This window comes from Streptomyces sp. NPDC056169 (assembly GCF_042268445.1).
GTDB lineage: Bacteria > Actinomycetota > Actinomycetes > Streptomycetales > Streptomycetaceae > Streptomyces.
Map to the genome: position 1 here is coordinate 62,716 of NZ_JBHJUO010000025.1, position 18,276 is coordinate 80,991.

The 18,276-nt window shown below is 72.6% G+C and carries 18 protein-coding genes; 10 read left to right on the forward strand and 8 right to left on the reverse strand.

Features of this window, described 5'->3' with window-relative positions:
- Positions 1-160: 160 nt before the first annotated feature.
- Together ACFC0G_RS34055 and ACFC0G_RS34060 are read right to left on the reverse strand one after the other, a co-directional pair.
- Positions 161-1,210, reverse strand: coding sequence for an NlpC/P60 family protein (locus tag ACFC0G_RS34055; RefSeq protein ID WP_376411099.1), 1,050 nt, complete (start codon positions 1,208-1,210; stop codon positions 161-163).
- Positions 1,211-1,479: 269 nt separating this feature from the next.
- Positions 1,480-2,274 carry a class I SAM-dependent methyltransferase gene (locus tag ACFC0G_RS34060; protein ID WP_376411102.1) on the reverse strand — a complete coding sequence of 265 codons (795 nt, stop codon included), beginning with the start codon at positions 2,272-2,274 and terminating at the stop codon, positions 1,480-1,482.
- A 319-nt stretch (positions 2,275-2,593) separates the two neighbouring features.
- Between ACFC0G_RS34060 and mshA the strand changes: the two genes are divergently transcribed.
- The 3 genes from mshA (at position 2,594) to ACFC0G_RS34075 (ending at position 6,288) form a co-directional block, all read left to right on the forward strand.
- Positions 2,594-3,961 (forward strand): D-inositol-3-phosphate glycosyltransferase, encoded by a 1,368-nt coding sequence (mshA, locus tag ACFC0G_RS34065; RefSeq protein WP_376411105.1) that lies wholly within the window; start codon positions 2,594-2,596, stop codon positions 3,959-3,961.
- A complete protein-coding gene (locus tag ACFC0G_RS34070; RefSeq protein WP_376411107.1) occupies positions 3,954-4,487 on the forward strand; it encodes a YbjN domain-containing protein in 534 nt (177 codons plus the stop codon). Before mshA ends, ACFC0G_RS34070 begins: the two co-directional genes overlap by 8 nt.
- Before the next feature lie 85 nt (positions 4,488-4,572).
- Positions 4,573-6,288, forward strand: coding sequence for a glycosyl hydrolase family 28-related protein (locus ACFC0G_RS34075; protein ID WP_376411109.1), 1,716 nt, complete (start codon positions 4,573-4,575; stop codon positions 6,286-6,288).
- On the opposite strand, the gene ACFC0G_RS34080 is transcribed toward ACFC0G_RS34075, so the two are convergent.
- Positions 6,275-7,294, reverse strand: coding sequence for an AraC family transcriptional regulator (locus ACFC0G_RS34080; protein WP_376411111.1), 1,020 nt, complete (start codon positions 7,292-7,294; stop codon positions 6,275-6,277). The genes ACFC0G_RS34075 and ACFC0G_RS34080 overlap by 14 nt on opposite strands.
- 115 nt (positions 7,295-7,409) lie before the next feature.
- Between ACFC0G_RS34080 and ACFC0G_RS34085 the strand changes: the two genes are divergently transcribed.
- Positions 7,410-8,324, forward strand: a complete 915-nt coding sequence (locus tag ACFC0G_RS34085; protein WP_376411114.1) for an MBL fold metallo-hydrolase — start codon at positions 7,410-7,412, stop codon at positions 8,322-8,324.
- Positions 8,325-8,351: 27 nt separating this feature from the next.
- On the opposite strand, the gene ACFC0G_RS34090 is transcribed toward ACFC0G_RS34085, so the two are convergent.
- Positions 8,352-9,614, reverse strand: coding sequence for an MDR family MFS transporter (locus ACFC0G_RS34090; protein WP_376411117.1), 1,263 nt, complete (start codon positions 9,612-9,614; stop codon positions 8,352-8,354).
- A gap of 210 nt (positions 9,615-9,824) precedes the next feature.
- On the opposite strand from ACFC0G_RS34090, the gene ACFC0G_RS34095 reads away from it, so the two are divergent.
- The gene (locus tag ACFC0G_RS34095) at positions 9,825-10,583 is read left to right on the forward strand and encodes a phosphoglyceromutase (RefSeq protein WP_376411120.1); all 759 of its coding nucleotides are present in this window, start codon (positions 9,825-9,827) and stop codon (positions 10,581-10,583) included.
- A gap of 95 nt (positions 10,584-10,678) precedes the next feature.
- On the opposite strand, the gene ACFC0G_RS34100 is transcribed toward ACFC0G_RS34095, so the two are convergent.
- Positions 10,679-11,347: a response regulator gene (locus ACFC0G_RS34100; protein WP_376411123.1), complete on the reverse strand. Its 669-nt coding sequence runs from the start codon at positions 11,345-11,347 to the stop codon at positions 10,679-10,681.
- Positions 11,338-12,507 (reverse strand): sensor histidine kinase, encoded by a 1,170-nt coding sequence (locus ACFC0G_RS34105; RefSeq protein WP_376411126.1) that lies wholly within the window; start codon positions 12,505-12,507, stop codon positions 11,338-11,340. The genes ACFC0G_RS34100 and ACFC0G_RS34105 overlap by 10 nt, the downstream gene beginning before the upstream one ends.
- A gap of 162 nt (positions 12,508-12,669) precedes the next feature.
- Between ACFC0G_RS34105 and ACFC0G_RS34110 the strand changes: the two genes are divergently transcribed.
- The 3 genes from ACFC0G_RS34110 to ACFC0G_RS34120 all read left to right on the forward strand — a co-directional run bounded on the left by ACFC0G_RS34110 (position 12,670) and on the right by ACFC0G_RS34120 (position 15,036).
- Positions 12,670-13,941 (forward strand): serine hydrolase domain-containing protein, encoded by a 1,272-nt coding sequence (locus ACFC0G_RS34110; protein ID WP_376411129.1) that lies wholly within the window; start codon positions 12,670-12,672, stop codon positions 13,939-13,941.
- A gap of 128 nt (positions 13,942-14,069) precedes the next feature.
- Positions 14,070-14,423, forward strand: coding sequence for a hypothetical protein (locus tag ACFC0G_RS34115; protein WP_376411132.1), 354 nt, complete (start codon positions 14,070-14,072; stop codon positions 14,421-14,423).
- Between the two features lie 130 nt (positions 14,424-14,553).
- The gene (locus ACFC0G_RS34120; protein WP_376411135.1) at positions 14,554-15,036 is read left to right on the forward strand and encodes a GNAT family N-acetyltransferase; all 483 of its coding nucleotides are present in this window, start codon (positions 14,554-14,556) and stop codon (positions 15,034-15,036) included.
- 67 nt (positions 15,037-15,103) lie between these two features.
- Here the strand turns inward: ACFC0G_RS34120 and ACFC0G_RS34125 are convergent, their stop codons facing one another.
- Both ACFC0G_RS34125 and phoU read right to left on the reverse strand, forming a co-directional pair.
- Positions 15,104-15,256 carry a hypothetical protein gene (locus ACFC0G_RS34125; protein WP_185909602.1) on the reverse strand — a complete coding sequence of 51 codons (153 nt, stop codon included), beginning with the start codon at positions 15,254-15,256 and terminating at the stop codon, positions 15,104-15,106.
- A 128-nt stretch (positions 15,257-15,384) separates the two neighbouring features.
- Entirely contained in the window at positions 15,385-16,065 is a 681-nt protein-coding gene (gene phoU, locus ACFC0G_RS34130) for a phosphate signaling complex protein PhoU (RefSeq protein WP_024756335.1), read from the reverse strand.
- 265 nt (positions 16,066-16,330) lie between these two features.
- Between phoU and ACFC0G_RS34135 the strand changes: the two genes are divergently transcribed.
- The gene (locus ACFC0G_RS34135) at positions 16,331-17,560 is read left to right on the forward strand and encodes a cell wall metabolism sensor histidine kinase WalK (protein ID WP_024756336.1); all 1,230 of its coding nucleotides are present in this window, start codon (positions 16,331-16,333) and stop codon (positions 17,558-17,560) included.
- Entirely contained in the window at positions 17,557-18,237 is a 681-nt protein-coding gene (locus ACFC0G_RS34140; RefSeq protein ID WP_017242433.1) for a response regulator transcription factor, read from the forward strand. Before ACFC0G_RS34135 ends, ACFC0G_RS34140 begins: the two co-directional genes overlap by 4 nt.
- Positions 18,238-18,276: the final 39 nt, after the last annotated feature.

An 18,276-nucleotide genomic window follows, 5' to 3' on the forward strand; every position in this document is an offset into this window, starting at 1 on the left:
GAGGCGCGGAATCCCGCCACGCCGGAGGAGATGGCCGCCCCCGGCGGGCTGCTGCCTCGACCGCTCTTCCGCGCCGGCGCCCCGATGCCCGTGCTGCCCGATGCCCGTGCTGCCCGGTACCCCGTGCGCCCCGATGCCGCCCGGCGCCCCGCGCCGCCCGTCACCCCGGTCGCACGACTCCCAGGATCTCCATCGAGCCCGCTCCCGCGATCGTCACGTTCCGGCCGGGGCGCGGCGCGTGGACGATCGCGCCCTTGCCGATGTACATCCCGATGTGGCTCGCGTCCTTGAAGTAGACGATCAGGTCGCCGGGCCGCATGTCCTTGATGTCCACGCGCGGCAGCAGCCGCCACTGCTCCTGCGAGGTGCGCGGGATCGGGAGGCCGGCCTTGCCCCAGGCGAGCTGCGTGAGGCCGGAGCAGTCGAACGAGGACGGCCCTTCCGCTCCCCACTCGTACGGCTTGCCGACCTGCGCCGTCGCGAACTCGACCGCCTTCTTGCCCTGCGAGGTCGCCCCGGTCGTGAGGTCGCCGAGGATGCCGGTGTCGAGCCAGGTCGTCTGGGCCCGGTACTGCGCCTGCTCCTCAAGGCGGCGCAGCCGCTCCCGCTCCTCCGCGGCGAGTGCGGACTCCAGCTTCTTGGCCGCGGCGATCTTGTCGTTGATCTCCTTCTTCGCCTGGGCCTGCTTGACCCGGTGGGCCTCCAGCTTGGTCCAGTTGTCGCCGGCGTCCTTCGCGTAGACGCCCAACTCGGCCTGGGCACGGGTCATCTCGCCGAGGAGGTCCGTGGTGGCCTTCGCCCCGGCCTTGAGCCGGCCCGCGGTGTCGAGGAAGAGCTGCGGGTCGTCGGTGAGGACGAGCTGCGCGCCCTCCGGGAGTCCGCCGTTGCGGTACTGGGCGCGGGCTGCGGCGCCCGCCTTGGCCTTGAGGTCCTCGACCTTCTCGCGGCCCTCGACGATCATCCGGGCGAGCCGGACGATCTCGACGGACTGCTCCTTGGTCTTCTCCTCGGCGAGGTTGTACGCGTCGGTGGCGGCGGCGGCCTGCCGGTACAGGCCGTCTATCTCCTTGCGTACCTCCTCCAGGCTCTTCTTCGGCGGGGGAGGGGGTAGCGGCGCGGCGGAGGCCTGGAGGGTCAAAGCGGGTGAGGCCAGCACCGCCAGGGCGCAGATCACGGTGATCGCGGCGGTGGTGTGGCGACGTCGGTTCACAAGCTCCCCCTCGTAAACGGCCCGCGTCTCTATCTGATTTACCGTCAGTAACTTAGCGGCGGCCTTGGCGATAGTGCCATGCGAAACCGGAAAGCAACAGGGGAAACCAGGGCCTGTCGGGCCGTTTCCCCTCAGGGGGACGAGCGATACGCGAGTGGCGTTCCCGACGTACGCGAAATTCAGCGGGAGTTGGGGAAAGGGAGGGGAAGGGGAGGGGAGGGGAGGGGAGGGGAGGAGAGGGAGAGGACGGGGAGGATCCGGGCCGCGCCTCAGAGTCGCGGCGCCAGCGCCTCCCACCGCACCGTCACCTCGCCCTGCCGCCACCGCCGCGGACCGTCCGTCAGCGGCCAGTCCGCCGACAGTTCGCGTACGGAGCGGATCCAGCGCTGTCGCGCGCCCAGCGAGGCGTACGGGGCGGCCGCCGCCCACGCCCGGTCGAAGTCCCGCAGGAAGGCGTGCACCGGCTCGCCCGGTACGTTGCGGTGGATGAGCGCCTTCGGGAGCCGCTCCGCCAGGTCCGACGGCCGCTCCAGCGAGCCGAGCCGGGTCGCGAAGGTCACCGTGCGCGGCCCGGTCCGGTCGAGGGCCACCCACACGTGCCGCCGCCCGATCTCGTCGCAGGTGCCCTCGACGAGCAGTCCGCCGGGTGCGAGCCGCCCGCACAGTCGCGCCCAGACGGCCGCGACCTGTTCCTCGTCGTACTGGCGCAGCACGTTCGCCGCCCGGATCAGGGCGACCGTGCCGGGCACCGGCACCTCGAAGCCGCCGTGGACGAAGGAGAGGCCCTCGTGCTCGTACGGCTTCGCGGCCTCGACCCTGGCGGGCTCGATCTCGATGCCGTAGAGCCGGGTGCGGGGTTCGGCGGTGCGCAGCCGGGCGAGCAGTTCGACGGCGGTCCAGGGGGCGGCCCCGTATCCGAGGTCGACGGCGAGCGGCGGCTCGGGGGAGCGGCGCAGGGCGGGGCCGTGGACGGCGGCGATCCAGCGGTCCATGCGGCGCAGACGGTTGGGGTTGGTGGTCCCGCGGGTCGGTGTGCCGACGGGGCGGGTGGTGCGCGGGGCCATGACACGAGCGTACGGGGTGAGGCGCGGGGGACTGGCTGTGACCAGGTACGACCGGTCCTGGTCGTTCTCGACCGGTAATGAATTGGCAAAGCGCCCGCGCGGTCGGAAATGAAAGGGACCATTCCGCTGTTGTCGGGGCTGAAGGGCGTCACCCGCCCTTCAGCTGTCATGCCCGACGCAGCTCGCTCTACCGCGTTCAGCTTGACCGAACGCAGCTCGGCTCCACCGCGTTCAGCTTCACCGAACGCAGCTCCACCCCGTTCAACAGAGCTCCACCCCGTTCAGCCCAGCTCAGTCCCCGAGCGGAAGGACCGCCGACGTGAGCCAGTACGTGTCCCGGTTCGCCGGTACCCGGCACCGGCACCAGGCGCCGACCCGGCTCCGGCTCCCCGGCCGGAACCGCACCCCGCGCCGGGTGGCCATGCTCAGCGTCCACACCTCCCCGCTGCACCAGCCGGGCACGGGCGACGCGGGCGGCATGAACGTCTACATCGTCGAGCTGGCCAAGCGCCTCGCCGCCATCGACATCGAGGTGGAGATCTTCACCCGGGCCACCACCGGCGGCCTCCCGCCGGTCGTCGAGCTCACCCCCGGCGTCCTCGTCCGGCACGTCGACGCGGGCCCCTACGAGGGTCTGGCCAAGGAGGAGCTGCCGGCCCAGCTCTGCGCCTTCACGCACGGCGTGATGCAGGCGTGGGCGGGCCACCGCCCCGGCCACTACGACCTCGTCCACTCCCACTACTGGCTCTCCGGCCACGTCGGCTGGCTGGCCGCCGAGCGCTGGGGCGTCCCGCTCGTCCACGCGATGCACACCATGGCGAAGGTCAAGAACGCGGCGCTCGCCGAGGGCGACACGCCCGAGCCCGCGGCCCGCGTCATCGGCGAGACCCAGATCGTCTCCGCCGCCGACCGGCTGATCGCCAACACGGCCGAGGAGGCCGACGAGCTCGCCCGTTTCTACGAGGCGGACCCCGGCAAGATCGCGGTCGTCCACCCGGGCGTCAACCTCGACCACTTCCGCCCCGCCGACGGCCGCGCCGCCGCCCGCGCCCGCCTCGGGCTGCCGCAGGACGCCTTCATCCCGGTGTTCGCCGGCCGCATCCAGCCCCTCAAGGCCCCGGACATCCTGCTGCACGCCGCCGCACGGCTCCTGGACCAGGACCCGTCGCTGCGCTCGCGCATGGTCGTCCCGGTCGTCGGCGGCCCGAGCGGCAGCGGCCTGGCCAAGCCGGAGGGCCTCCAGAAGCTCGCCGCCCGGCTCGGGATCGCGGACATCGTGCGCTTCCACCCGCCGGTCGGGCAGGACCGGCTCGCGGACTGGTTCCGCGCGGCCAGCGTCCTCGTCATGCCCTCGTACAGCGAGTCCTTCGGTCTCGTCGCCATCGAGGCGCAGGCGGCCGGCACCCCGGTCGTCGCGGCGGCGGTGGGCGGTCTGCCCGTCGCCGTACGGGACGACGTGACCGGCTTCCTCGTCCAGGGGCACGACCCGGTGGACTACGCCCGCGCGCTCGGCCGCTTCGTCGCCGATCCGGCGCTGACGGACCGGATGGGCGCGGCGGCGGCCCTGCACGCCGGGTCGTTCGGCTGGGACACGGCGGCCTCCGGCACGGCCGACGTGTACACGGCCGCCATGCACGACCATCGGGTCCGCGAGAACCGCCGTCGCGTACGCTCCCACCATGGCTGAGGACGTGACCAAGGACGGCGTGACCGGGGACGTGCGGGGGATCATCGAATCCACGCTCCAGGACGCCGAACTGGAGTGGGAGTCCCCCGAGCCCGGTGCGTACGTCGTCAAACTCCCGGGCACGCGCAAGCTCTTCACGACGCTCTCGCTGCGCGCCGGCCGCCACTCGCTCTCCCTGAACGCCTTCGTCATCCGGCACCCCGACGAGAACGAGCCGGGCGTCCACCGCTGGCTGCTCGAACGCAACCTCAAGCTGTACGGGGTGAGTTACGCGGTCGACGGCCTCGGCGACATCTACCTCGCCGGGAAGCTCCCGCTCGCCGCCGTCACGCCCGACGAGCTGGACCGGCTGCTCGGCTCGGTCCTGGAAGCGGCGGACGGCGACTTCAACACGCTCCTGGAGCTGGGGTTCGCGTCGGCGATCCGGCGCGAGTACGAGTGGCGGGTCTCGCGCGGCGAGTCGACCCGCAACCTCGACGCGTTCAAGAACCTGACCCAGAAGCCCACGAAGAAACCCACTCACTGACCTCTTCCGGCAAGGGCCTTCCCCTGCCATGCTCGCGCCCGGCGCACATCTGAACACCGTTCATATACGTGAAAGGTTCAGGGGCATGGCAGCACTCAGCAGAAGGCAGTTCGTCGGCAGTGCGGTGGCGGTCGTGGGGGCCGTGGGAGCCATGGGAGGTACGACGGGCTTCACACCGCCCACCCGCCTCCCCGCCCTCCCCACCTTCCCCGCCCTCCCCGCGGAACTCTGGCGGGAGTTCGAGGCCGCCCCCACCACCCACCCGCAGATCCCCTACGTGGGCCGGGCCGGCGCCCACGGCGGCGCCCGGCGCGCGCCCCGCCCGCCCGTCGTGGCGAACGCCGTCACCTACGGGGCCACCCCCGACGCCCGTCGCGGAGCGACCGATGTGTACGGCACCGACTCCGCCCCCGCGATCAACCGCGCCCTCGTCGAGGCGGGGGAGCGGGGCGGCGGCACGGTGCTGCTGCCACCCGGCACGTACCGGATCGACGACTACCTCCGGATCGGCCACAGCGGGGTCGTCCTGCGCGGCGCGGGCTCCGGCCGTACGACCCTGCTCGCGACCCGGAACCTCACCGAGCTGATCGGCCCGTACGGCTCCCGCTACGGCGGCGACAAGTCCTCCTGGTCCTGGGCCGGCGGCCTCGTCTGGCTCTCCCCGCACGCCCGGCACGCCTCCCTCGTCGCCGCGATACGGGACCGGGCCTGGCCGTTCGAGGGCTGGACCGGCAACAGGCGCGACGCATGGACCACGCTCACCACCCTCCGCCCGGCCCGCCGCGGCGACCGCTCGGTCACGGTCGAGGACCCGTCGGGCCTGGCCCCCGGGCAGCTGGTCGTCCTCCGCCTCGCCGACGACGCCGGCCACACGCTCCTGGAGCACATGGCGGGCGGCGGCCCCGGCGCGGAGGCGTACACCTGGGACGACAAGACCAAGCTCACCTCCTACGTCCCCTACGAGTGGCCCGTACGGATCACCGGGATCGCGGGCCGCCGCGTCACCCTCGAACGGCCCCTGCCGCTCGACCTCCGCCCCGAGTGGGACCCCCGACTCGTCTCCGGGGCCGAACCGCTCACCGACTCGGGGGTGGTGGGCCTGACCCTGGAGGCGGTGGAGACGCCCCAGTCCCCCCACCTCCTCGACAAGGGCTACAACGGCGTCACCTTCCAGTGCGCGTACGACTGCTGGGCGGAGGACGTGGTCGTCCGGCACGTCGACAACGGCTTCGGGCTCGTCGCCGCCTCCGCCTGCACCCTGCGCCGCACGCGCGTCGAGGGGCGCGGCTCCCACCACCCGTACTTCTGCCGGGAGGGCGCGCACGACAACCTGGTCGAGGACTTCCGCATCGCGGCCCGTACCGTCCCCGCCCCGGCGGGCACCCAGCTCCACGGCATCAACGTCGAGGGCCTGTCCAGCCACAACGTCTGGTCGCGCGGGGTCATGGAGATGGGCACCTTCGACACCCACCGGGGCATGCCCTTCGCGAACGTACGGACCGAGATCACCGTCGAGAACAACGGCCGGCACGGCGGCGACGCCTCCGCGGGACCGCTCTACGGGGCCCGGTTCGCCCACTGGAACGTCACGGTGACGAACGGCCGCGCGGGCCTCGTGAAGCTAGACACCGTCGCCCCGTACAGCGCCACGGTCGGCATCAGCGAGGTGCGGGAGTTCGACCAGACCGACGTCCCGGACTTCGCGGGCGAGCTCCATGCGCGCGTGGAGGCGTACGGGAGCCCGGGGTCGGTGCGCCCCCGGAACCTGTACGAGGCCCAGCGGGCGCTCAGCGGGCGGTAGCGACGCCCTGGCCGCTCCGGTACTGGCCCGGTGTCGTGCCGAACTCGCGGCGGAAGGCGTGCGAGAAGGCGTACGGCGTGCTGTAGCCGACGCGGCGGGCGACCGTGGCCAGCGGGTCCGGGGTGTCCCGGAGCAGGGTGGCGGCGTGCGTCAGCCGCCACCACGTCAGGTACGCCATCGGGGGCCGGCCGACGAGCGAGGCGAAGCGGCGGGCCAGGGTGGGCCGGGAGACACCGGCCTCGGCGGCCAGCAGCTCGTTGGTCCAGGGGGCGGCCGGGTCGGAGTGCAGGGCACGCAGGGCGGCGGCGGTCACGGGGTCGCCGAGGACGGCGGGCCAGGCGCCGTCGGTGCTCTCGGCCAGCCAGGAACGGATCATGTAGACGAGCAGCAGGTCGAGCAGGCTCGGCAGGGCGATGCAGGCGCCGGGCCGCCGCTCGTCGAGCTCGCCGCCGAGGAGGTCGATGGCGGCGCGGAGTTCGGGGTGGCGGCCGACGCGGTTCGGCAGATGGACGAGCGGGGGGAGCTCGGCCAGGAGCGGATGGGTGTGGCCGCGGTCGAGCCGGTACTTGCCGCAGAGCATCTCGACCTCGCGCTCGGGCGCACGCTCGGCCGCGTGCTCGGGTGCACGCTCGACCTCGCGCCCGGCTTCGCGCTCGGGCGCGCGGAAGGCGGGCAGCCGCGGTTGGGGCGGTTGGGGCGGTCGGGGCGGCTTCCGGTCGGCCCACCGGGTGAACGACACCGCCCGCGCGACCGTCGCCGCGTCGGCGGGCGAGTCGGCGATGACGTGCCCCGTACCGTGCGGGAGCAGCACGGCGTCCCCCGCGCCGAGCGCGATCGGATCTCCGCCGCCGTCGGGCAGCAGCCAGCAACTGCCCTTCAGGACGACGTGGAAGCCCGCCCCGTCGTACGGGTCCAGCCGGGCGCACCAGTCGCCGCCGACCCGCACGCGGTCGGAGGAGGGCCGCCCGACGCGTACGGCCGAGATCGCGTCGCTCACCACGTCCATGCCGGGAGCCTACGACAGCCCGGGGCTCGCAAGCCTCACCCCTGAGACGTACGCGTATCCAGAGGAGCAGAAGGAGCATTGAGAGGCTCACCTGCCCCTCCCTAGGCTCGATCGCATGAACACGGAGAGCGCACAGCGCATCGTGCTGGGAGACGTCGAGATCATCCGGGTCGTCGAGTGGCAGGGCCCGTTCGGCCCGGCCCGGGGCCTCGTCCCCGGGGCCGGGGCCGAGGTGTGGAAGGACAACGAGGAGTGGCTGGCGCCGGACCACTGGGCGCCGGAGAGCGACAGCGCGGTCATGGCACTGCAGAGCTGGGTGCTGCGGAGCGGGGGCCGGACGGTCCTGGTCGACACGGGGGTCGGCAACGGGCGCGAGCGGCCGCACTCGCCGCACTTCCACCGGCAGCAGGGCGATTTCCTGGAGCGGCTGGAGGGGGCGGGCATCCGGCCCGAGGACGTCGACGTCGTCGTCAACACCCACCTCCACGCCGACCACGTCGGCTGGAACACGCGGGACGCCCAGGGGGAATGGGTGCCGACCTTCCCGAACGCCGAGTACCTCGTCCCGGCGGCCGACGACGCCCACTACGGCCCGGCGAACGGATACGGCAACGGCCGCCAGGAGGAGGACCGGCTCGTCTACGAGGACAGCGTCGCACCCGTCCACCGCGCCGGGCAGGTCCGGCTGTGGGACGGGGCCCATCGCATCGACGGGAACCTGACGCTGGAGTCGGCGCCGGGCCACACGCCCGGTTCGGGGGTGCTGCGGCTCGCGTCCGGGGGCGACAGGGCGGTCTTCGTCGGGGACCTGCTGCACAGCCCCGTACAGCTCCTCGAACCGTCCTGCGCCAGCTGCTTCTGCCTGGACCCGGCCGGGGCGGCGGTGAGCCGCCGGCGGATCCTCGAACGGGCCGCCGACGAACGGGAGCTGGTCGTGCCCGCGCACTTCGGCGGGGCCGGTGCCGCCGAAGTGCGCAGGGAGGGGGAGGGGTTCGGGCTCGTGCGGTGGGCGGCGTACGCGGCGGGGTGAGGGTCCGCCGCGCCGGCCCGGGGGAGGTCAGGCGTTGACGGGGGCCTGCCCGGCGGCGTCCGGGACGTCGACGCGGGAGACGTCGGCGTCCGGGACGTCGGCGTCGGATCCGGCGTCGTCGCTCTTCACCGGGCGCCGGATCTCGGTCTCCGCGGTGCCCTCCTCCGCGAGGGCCTTCCTCAGCCGGATGTAGTACCCGACGGCGGCGAGGACGCCGAGGGCGGCGGTCGCCGTCCAGAGGACGTCGGGGCCGGGTCCGTCGACGATCGCGCCGGCCGCGATGGGGGCGATGAACCCGGCGACGGCCCAGGACATGCCCATGACGCCCTGGTAGCGGCCGCGGGCGTGCTCCGGGGCGAGGCGGGCGGTGGCGGCGGCGTTCGTCGGGACGTGGATCATCTCGCCGACGGTCCAGACGACCACGGTCGCGGCGAAGGCCACGGAGGAGCCGGCGAGGGCGGTGGCGCCGGTGCCGAAGGCGAAGAGGAGCGCGGAGAGGGTCAGCAGGAGGGCGGGGGAGCGCTTGTCGGTCAGCTTGTTGACGAGGAGCTGGAAGCCGACGATCACGATGCCGTTGACGGCGATGACCATGCCGAAGGAAGACGGGGGCAGGCCCTGGTCGGCCATGGTCAGCGGGAGACCGATCCAGGGGGCCGTGAAGACGATGCAGACGAGGAGGTTGAGGAGGACGAGCGTGCGGAAGGGGGCGTCGCGGAGGACGGTCAGCATGCTGACCTTCTCCTCGGCGACGGGCTCGCCCCGCTTGTCGACGGCGGCCTCGGGGCGGGTCTCGGGGAGCCGCAGGAAGACGATGACGGCGCACAGGACGGTGGCGACGGCGTCGACGACGAAGAGGGTGCGGTAGCCGAGGAAGGCCGCGGCGCCGCCGCCGATGGAGGCGATGGCGAAGCCGAGGTTGAGGGCCCAGTAGTTGAGGGCGTACGCCCGGCGCACGTCGTGGGCGGGGACCATGTCGGCGATCGTGGCGTTGATGGACGGCCGGACGGCCTGCATGGCGACGCCCATGAGGAGGACGACGGTGGCGATGGCCCAGGCGCTGGTGACGACGGCGAGGGCGGCGGCGCAGGCGGCGGCGGCCAGGTGCATCGTGACCATGGTGGGGCGGCGGCCCCAGCGGTCGGTGAGCATGCCGCCGAGGGGCGAGCCGGCGACGCCGCCGAGACCGTGGAGGGCGACGACGAGCCCGGCGAACCAGGCGGAGTGCCCGAGCTCCTGCGTCAGATAGAGGGAGAGGAAAGTCAGGACGAAGGCCCCGGTCCGATTGACCAAGGTCGACAGCCAGAGCCACCAGAAGCCCCGGGGGAACCCCGAAACCGTCGCGCGTGCTGATCGTCTGAGCGAGTCGATGGACATGTGTGGCCGGCCCCTTGCTGTATGTAAGCCCCTATCGCGGCCCTCGTAACTTACGTATCTCAGGTGCCGGACGCCAGCGAATTGACGACGCGCGTCAATCGTCGGCGGTCGATTAGGCTCGTACGCATGGCCGACGCACCGTACAAGCTGATCCTCCTCCGCCACGGCGAGAGCGAGTGGAACGAGAAGAATCTGTTCACCGGATGGGTGGACGTGAACCTCACCGCGAAGGGCGAGAAGGAGGCGACGCGCGGCGGCGAGCTGCTCAAGGACGCCGGCCTGCTGCCCGACGTGCTGCACACCTCCCTCCAGAAGCGCGCCATCCGCACGGCGCAGCTCGCGCTGGAGTCCGCGGACCGCCACTGGATCCCGGTCCACCGCTCCTGGCGCCTGAACGAGCGCCACTACGGCGCCCTCCAGGGCAAGGACAAGGCCCAGACGCTCGCCGAGTTCGGCGAGGAGCAGTTCATGCTGTGGCGCCGCTCGTACGACACCCCGCCGCCGGCGCTCTCCGACGACAGCGAGTACTCGCAGGCCAACGACGCGCGCTACGCGACGATCCCGCCGGAGCTGCGCCCGCGGACGGAGTGCCTCAAGGACGTCGTCGACCGGATGCTCCCGTACTGGTACGACAGCATCGTCCCGGACCTCCTCACCGGCCGCACGGTCCTGGTCGCGGCCCACGGCAACAGCCTCCGCGCCCTGGTGAAGCACCTGGACGGCATCTCGGACGCGGACATCGCGGGCCTCAACATCCCGACGGGCATCCCCCTGTCCTACGAGCTCGACGAGAACTTCAAGCCCCTCAACCCGGGCGGCACCTACCTCGACCCGGACGCGGCGGCGGCGGCCATCGAGGCCGTGAAGAACCAGGGCAAGAAGTAGCCCACGGAGTAGTCCTCAGTCACGAAAGAGGCCCTCTACCTGCTGGTTTCAGCGGGTGGAGGGCCTCTTCCTGTGCAGGAGTCAGGAGTCAGGAGTCAGGAGCCGGGGCCGGGGCCGGTGCCGCCGTGGCGGCGGAGGTAGGCCAGGACGGCGCGGACCCGGCGGTGGCCGCTGTCGCCGGCCGACAGGCCGAGCTTGAGGAAGACGTTGCCGATGTGCTTGTGGACGGCGTTGTCGGTGACGAACAGCCGCTGGGCGATCGTGGTGTTGTCGTGGCCCTCGGCCATCAGCGCCAGGACCTCGCGTTCGCGGGGGGTGAGGGCGTCGACGGGATCGCCGTGGACGGCGAGGAGCTGGGCGATGACCTCGGGGTCCATGGCGGTGCCGCCGGCGGCCACGCGGCGCAGCGCGTCGGTGAACTCCGCGATCCGGCTCACCCGGTCCTTGAGCAGATAGCCGATGCCGCCGCGCGTGTCGGAGAGGAGGCGGCCGGCGTACTCCTGCTCGACGTACTGGGACAGGACCAGAACGGGAAGTCCGGGGTGGTCGCGGCGGGCCCGGAGGGCGGCGCGGATGCCCTCGTCGCGGAAGGTCGGGGGCAGCCGCACGTCGACGATGGTGACGTCCGGGCGGTGGGTCTCGACGGCGGTGAGGAAGGCGGGCGCGTCCTCCGTGATCGCGGCGACCTCGAAGCCCTGGGAGCCCAGCAGGAGTTCGAGTCCGGAGGACAGCAGGACGTTGTCCTCGGCGATGACTACGCGCACGGCAGCTCCACGGTGACGGTGGTCGGCCCGCCCGGCGGGCTGCTGATCCCCATGGTGCCGTCCAGGGCGGCGGCGCGGCGGCGGATTCCGTCCAGGCCGCTGCCTCGGGACGCGTCCGCTCCGCCGGTCCCGTCGTCGGTGATCTCCACGGACAGCAGCGCGCCGTCCCGGGCGACGCGGACGGCGGCCTCGGTGGCCCGGCTGTGCCGGGCGATGTTCGCCAGCGCCTCGGTGACGGCGAAGTAGGCGACCGCTTCGACCGCGGCGGGGACCTCACCGAGCTCGCCGACGCCGATACGGGTCGGCACCCCGGCCCTCGTGGCCAGGGTGCGGAGCGCACCGGCGAGGCCCTGGTCGGCCAGGACCGGAGGGTAGATGGTGCGGATGACGGAGCGCAGCTCGGTCATGGCCTCCTCGGCCTCGGCTCGGGTCTGCCGTACGAGCGCGGCGGCCGCGTCGGGGTCCTGGGGGAGGATCTCCCCGGCCACGGCGAGCCGCATGGCGATGGCCACCAGCCGGGCCTGGGTGCCGTCGTGCAGGTCGCGTTCGATCCGGCGGAGCTCCGCGCCGTGCGCCTGGAGGACGTCGGTGCGCGTCCGCGTGAGTTCGCCGACGCGTGCGGCCAGCCGTTCCGCGTGAGTCGGTGTCAGTACGGCCAGGCAGCACCGCGCGTGCACCCGGGCGAGCGGTGGCAGGGCGACGGTCGCCAGCGCCGCCAGGAGCAGGAACTGCGCCGGACCGATCGTCAGCGCGAGGGCCCAGCTGTCGATATGGACACCGAGCAGCGGGAGCCGTGGCGGATCCGACGCGGGAAAGGCCCGCCAGCCCACGGTGATGCCGAGGACGAGGAGCAGGTTGCCCAGGCACAGCAGGGCGAAGAGGCCCGCCGGCATGCCGGTGGCCACCTGGGTCACGAGCCACCCGAGGTCGCGGCGCACGGAGCGCGGGCGCGGCTCCACCGGCCGGCCCAGCAGGGCCCCGGCGCGGCGGCGGTGGCGCTCGGCCCAGGGAGCCGCCAGCGACGGTACCCACAGCAGGGGTGCCGCCACGAGCGTCACCGTCGCGGTCATCAGCGTGCCGAGCAGATAGGTGCTACTGCGCCCTGCCTGGACCAAGGCCGGGACCGATCGTGTGCGGGCCTTGCCGTTTGCGCCGTGCACGGGCGGCTCGCCCTCCTCCGTCGTACTACGGGGCCGGGAGCGGCCCTCGGACGCGCCACGGTACGGGCCGGGCACCCCCTGCGGCGCTACAGCCAGCTGTAGGTTTCGAACGGCCGCCTGCGGTAGCGACCCGCAAGGGGGTCGCTTCCTAGCGTGACGTCCATGAGATCCACACCCCCGGCCTCCGCGCCGAAGCACCGCCCGTCCCAGCAGCAGCGTCACCGTCGGACCGTCCGCGGGTGGCTCGCCGTCACGGCGGCCTTACTCGCCACGGCCGGAGTGGCCGAAGCCGGCGTAGGCCACTCCGCCGCATCCCCGCCCTCGACCAGCGCCTCCGCACCCTCCGCGCCCGGCTACCGCCAGGACGACCTGCGCCGGGACACTTCCGCCCTCCGGGCGCTGGGGATCACCGGCGTCCAGGCACGCGTGACCACCGCCTCCGGCCGGGATCTGGTCTCCGCCACGGGCGTCGCCGTGGTGGGTACGAACCGTCCGGTGCCCCGCGACGGCTACTTCCGGATGGCCAGCACCGGCAAGGCGCTCATGGCCGCGGCGGTCCTCCAACTGGTCGACGAGGGCCGGCTGGCACTCGACGACACGGTGGACCACCGGCTGCCCGGAGTGATCGACGGCAACGGCAACGACGGCCGGAAGATCACCGTGCGCCAGCTCCTGCGGAACACCAGCGGTCTCCACGACGACCTTCCCGGCTTCGACACCCCGCGGGACTACTACCGGCACCGCTACGACACCTACACCCCCGAACAGATCGTCGCCCGGGCGATGAAGCACCGCCCGGACTTCCCGCCCGGCACCGGCTGGGGCTACTCCAACACCGGCTACGTCGTCCTCGGCATGATCGTCGAGAAGGTCACCGGTCGCCCGTGGCGGGAGGAGGTCGAGAGCCGGATCCTGAAGCCGCTCGGCATGCACCACACCTACCTGTCGGGCGCCACGTCCACCCTCCGCCGTCCGCACGCGAACGGCTACCAGGTCTTCGCCCCCGGCGAACGGATCGACGTCACCGAGCAGATCGTTCCCGACCTCGGCGGCTACGTCTCCACCACGGCGGACGTCAACCGCTTCTTCCGGGGACTGCTGGGCGGCGAGCTGCTGTCCGGGGCGCGCCTGGCCGAGATGCGGGACACCGTCCCGGTCGACAAGCGGATCGAGGCGATCTGGCCCGGCGGACGTTACGGCCTCGGCCTGGTCAGCCGCCCCCTGACCTGCGGCGGCACCTACTGGAGCCACGAAGGGGGCGAAGCCGGCTACATCACCCTGAACGGCGCCACCGGCGACGGCAGCCGCACCGTCACCGTCTCCATGACCACCAGCTTCCACGACTTCGACACCACGCTCCGGCAGCACAAGGCCGCCAGCCGCCTCGTCGACCGCGCGCTGTGCGACACCTCCGGCGACGGCCGGGAAAGGTGACGGACGCGGCGGCGCTGAGCCGGACGGGTGAGGGCGAAACCTTACGGCGCGGGGGTCGGGAATGGGGGGCGGGTGGCGCGGTAGGTCTGCCCGTGACACCCCTTCCGTCTCACGAAACGAGAGTCCTCGTGCGTCTCCGGCACTCCGTCGCCGCCGCTTGCGGCGCCCTTGCCCTCACCGCCACCCTGGCCACGCCCGCCCACGCCGCCACCGGCGACTTCCACTACCGGTTCGTCGGGCTGAGCGGGGAGGTGCAGACGGCCACGCTCCACGACCCGGAGAGCAGCGTGTGCGTCACGATCCCGGAGGCCGCCGACCCGGACGCCTCCGCGCCCGCCTTCGCACCGCACAACGACACGGACGAGTACGCGATCGTCTTCACCGAGCCCGACTGCAGCGGCGACTCCTGGACCCTCCGCCCGCACGGCCGCCCGGCCACGGACCGCCTCACGCTCCGCTCGGTCGTGTTCCTCTCCCGCTAGCGGGAGATCGCGCCCGACGGCCCCCTGACCGCTGCTCACCGACCGGCGGCCAGGGGGCCGTCGGGCCGCGGCCCGCAAGCCGCGATATTCGCGGGCGGGCGGCGCGCCGCATCCCTTAACGTTCCAGGTCATGAGCACGCCACAGCCCCCTGCGTCACTCCGCCTGGAGCGCGTCACCCCCGAGAACGTCGACGCCGCCCTGGAGCTGCGCGTCCACCCCCATCAGGAGCGCAACGTCGCTCCCGTCGTGAAGTCCCTCGCCGAGGCGTACGCCTTCGGGGAGACCGCCTGGCCCCGGCTGATCTTCGACGGGGACGAGCTCGTCGGCTTCCTGATGGCCTTCCTCGACATCCCGTGGAACGCGGAGAAGGACCCCGAGGACCGCCGCAGCGGGCTCTGGCGGCTCAACATCACCGCCACCGGGCAGGGCAAGGGGTACGGGCGCTTCGCCGTCGAGGCGCTGCGCGACGAGCTCCGGCGGCGCGGAGCACGACAGCTGTACGTGACCTGGCATCCCGGCGAGGACGGCCCCGGCGAGTTCTACCGCCGGCTCGGCTTCCGTACGACCGGCGAGGTCAGCGGCGGCCAGACCGTCGGCGTACTCGACATCTGAGGCACCTGAGGCCGAAGCGAGAAGGAGAGGGGGCGGGGTCATCGACCCCGCCCCCTCCCTCAGTCGGTCAGCCCGAGCAGCCCCCGCACTGGCACGGCCCGCCCGACTGGCAGCCGCAGCCGCAGCCCGAGCCGCAGCCGCAGGCGCCGAGGACGGGCAGGAACTCCGTCCCGCGCGGAGCCTCCTGCTGGGGATCGGTCGTCATAGGGGATTCGGCCATGGGGGTCCCTCCCTTTCGAGGCGTGCGTCGCCTCCCCCCATTGCATGCCCACTCGGACCGGCGCATCAACGGCGCATCGGCGCCCCGCGCTCCTGCACGCTCCTACGCGCCCCTCAGCCGGACGGGCCCTACGCGCCCTCGACCGGAGCGTCCGCCGCCTGGAGCTCGTCCGCGTGCTCACCCGTCACCAGGTACACGACGCGCTTCGCCACCGACACCGCGTGGTCCGCGAACCGCTCGTAGTACCGGCCGAGCAGCGTCACGTCCACCGCCGTCTCGATGCCGTGCCGCCAGCGGTCGTCCATCAGGTGCTGGAACAGCGTCCGGTGCAGCAGGTCCATCTCGTCGTCGTCCTGCTCCAGCTGGAGCGCCAGGTCGACGTCCTTCGTGATGATGACCTCCGCCGCCTTCGCCATCAGGCGCTGGGCAAGCTGCCCCATCTCCAGGATGGTCGCGTGCAGGTCCCGCGGCACCGCCGTGTCCGGGAACCGCAGCCGCGCCAGCTTCGCCACGTGCTGCGCCAGGTCGCCCGAGCGCTCCAGGTCCGCGCTCATCCGCAGCGAGGTCACCACGATCCGCAGGTCCGTCGCCACCGGCTGCTGCCGGGCGAGCAGCGCTATCGCCCGGGCCTCCAGATCGTGCTGGAGGTCGTCGACCTTCTGGTCCGCCGCGATCACGCTCTCCGCGAGCTTCAGGTCCGCGTCGAGCATCGCCGTCGTGGCCCGCCCGATCGCCGAACCGACGAGTCGGGCCATCTCGACCAGACTCTCGCCGATCGAGTCCAGTTCCTCGTGGTACGCGTCCCGCATGGATGTCCCTCTCTACGCAAAGCTCCGGGGTCCGGGTGGGGCTTCGGACCCCCACGCTCCCACGTTCGGCCCCCTACGCGTCCGGTTCCACCCCCTCATGTGAATCGCCACTTTCCTCTAGGTGAACTCTGGGCGACACGCGCCACTGCCGCCGTCGCAGCAAATGAATCACCACCGTCTCCAGGGTGAACTCTGGGCGACGACTGTTCGAGGAGCCACTCGGACGGCTGGGAGAGTGTCCTCCGTGCCGCATAACCTTGAGGGCATGGACGTGAACGCGGCGGTCGCCGCATTGGCAGCGATCGCCGGCGTGTGCACCGGCGTGATCGCCATGTTGGCGTTCCGCTGGAGCGAGCGCGACCAGGCGCGGCCCACCCGAACCTCCCTGCACACCGACGCCGTGCTCCCGCCCGGCGTCGACACCGTGCTGTCCGTACTGCGCTCCTCCGCGGTCGTCCTCGACGAGAGCGACTCCGTGGTCAAGGCCAGTTCGGCGGCGTACGCCCTCGGCCTGGTCCGGGGCGGGAAGCTGGCCGTGGAGCCCATGCTCAACATGGCCCGCGACACCCGCCGCGACGGGGAGATACGACAGGTCGAACTGGACCTGGCCCGGCGCGGCACCGGGCGCGGCGAGGCCCTCGCCGTCTCCGCCCGGGTCGCCCCGCTGGGCTCGCGGCTGGTCCTGCTCCTGGTCGAGGACCTCACAGAGGCCCGCCGGATCGAAGCGGTACGGCGGGATTTCGTCGCCAACGTGAGCCATGAGCTCAAGACGCCCACGGGCGCGCTCTCCCTGCTCTCCGAGGCGGTCATGGACGCCTCGGACGACCCCGAGGCGGTCACCCGCTTCGCCGGCCGCATGCAGATCGAGGCGACCCGCCTCACCAACCTCGTACAGGAGCTCATCGACCTCTCCCGCGTGCAGAACGACGACCCGCTGGAAGACTCCGAGCCGGTGTCCGTGGACGAGCTCGTCGTCGAGGCGATCGACCGCTCCCGGCACACCGCCTCCACCAAGCAGATCACCATGGTCTCCGGCGGCGCCGCCGACCTGCGCGTCTGGGGGAGCCGCGGCCAGCTCGCCGCCGCCCTCGGCAACCTCGTCGAGAACGCGGTCAACTACTCACCGGCCCACACCCGCGTCGGCATCGCGGCACGCAAGATCGCCGCGCCCGGCGGCGACCTCATCGAGATAGCCGTCACCGACCAGGGCATCGGCATCCCCGACAAGGACAAGGAGCGCGTCTTCGAGCGCTTCTACCGCGTCGACCCGGCCCGCTCCCGTGCCACCGGCGGTACGGGGCTCGGCCTCGCCATCGTCAAGCACGTGGCCGCCTCGCACGGCGGCGAGGTCACCGTATGGAGCACCGAGGGCCAGGGCTCCACCTTCACCCTGCGGCTGCCCGAGGCGGGCTCCGCACGGGACCGCCGGCCCGTCTCGTCTCCCACCCCAGATCTCATGACCGAACCGCTTCCCGCCCCGGAGGTCCTTCCGTGACCCGAGTGCTCGTCGTCGAGGATGAGGAATCCTTCAGCGACGCCCTGTCGTACATGCTCCGCAAGGAAGGCTTCGAGGTCGCCGTGGCGGCGACCGGGCCCGACGGCCTCGACGAGTTCGAGCGCAACGGAGCCGACCTCGTCCTCCTCGACCTGATGCTGCCGGGCCTGCCCGGTACCGAGGTGTGCCGCCAGCTGCGCGGCCGCTCGAACGTCCCGGTGATCATGGTGACCGCCAAGGACAGTGAGATCGACAAGGTCGTCGGCCTGGAAATAGGAGCCGACGACTACGTGACCAAGCCCTTCTCCTCGCGGGAGCTGGTCGCCCGCATCCGCGCGGTGCTCCGCCGCCGCGGTGAGCCGGAGGAGGTCACGCCGGCGGCCCTGGAGGCCGGCCCGGTCCGCATGGACGTCGACCGCCACGTGGTGACGGTCTCGGGCGGCAAGGTCGACCTGCCGCTGAAGGAGTTCGACCTCCTGGAGATGCTGCTGCGCAACGCGGGCCGCGTGCTGACCCGTATGCAGCTCATCGACCGGGTCTGGGGCGCCGACTACGTCGGCGACACCAAGACCCTCGACGTCCACGTGAAGCGCCTCCGCGCCAAGATCGAACCGGACCCGGGTGCCCCGCGCTACCTGGTGACGGTCCGCGGCCTGGGCTACAAGTTCGAGCCGTAAAAAGACCTGAGGTACGCGTGAAGGGGCGCCCCCCACCGG

Coding starts and splice junctions, on each gene's coding strand:
- ACFC0G_RS34060 (WP_376411102.1), bottom strand. CDS start 2,274: ATGGCCCCGCGCACCACCCGCCCCGTCGGCACACCGACCCGCGGGACC.
- ACFC0G_RS34070 (WP_376411107.1), top strand. CDS start 3,954: ATGGCTGAGGACGTGACCAAGGACGGCGTGACCGGGGACGTGCGGGGG.
- ACFC0G_RS34075 (WP_376411109.1), top strand. CDS start 4,573: ATGGCAGCACTCAGCAGAAGGCAGTTCGTCGGCAGTGCGGTGGCGGTC.
- ACFC0G_RS34080 (WP_376411111.1), bottom strand. CDS start 7,294: ATGGACGTGGTGAGCGACGCGATCTCGGCCGTACGCGTCGGGCGGCCC.
- ACFC0G_RS34085 (WP_376411114.1), top strand. CDS start 7,410: ATGAACACGGAGAGCGCACAGCGCATCGTGCTGGGAGACGTCGAGATC.
- ACFC0G_RS34095 (WP_376411120.1), top strand. CDS start 9,825: ATGGCCGACGCACCGTACAAGCTGATCCTCCTCCGCCACGGCGAGAGC.
- ACFC0G_RS34110 (WP_376411129.1), top strand. CDS start 12,670: ATGAGATCCACACCCCCGGCCTCCGCGCCGAAGCACCGCCCGTCCCAG.
- ACFC0G_RS34120 (WP_376411135.1), top strand. CDS start 14,554: ATGAGCACGCCACAGCCCCCTGCGTCACTCCGCCTGGAGCGCGTCACC.
- ACFC0G_RS34125 (WP_185909602.1), bottom strand. CDS start 15,256: ATGGCCGAATCCCCTATGACGACCGATCCCCAGCAGGAGGCTCCGCGC.
- phoU (WP_024756335.1), bottom strand. CDS start 16,065: ATGCGGGACGCGTACCACGAGGAACTGGACTCGATCGGCGAGAGTCTG.
- ACFC0G_RS34135 (WP_024756336.1), top strand. CDS start 16,331: ATGGACGTGAACGCGGCGGTCGCCGCATTGGCAGCGATCGCCGGCGTG.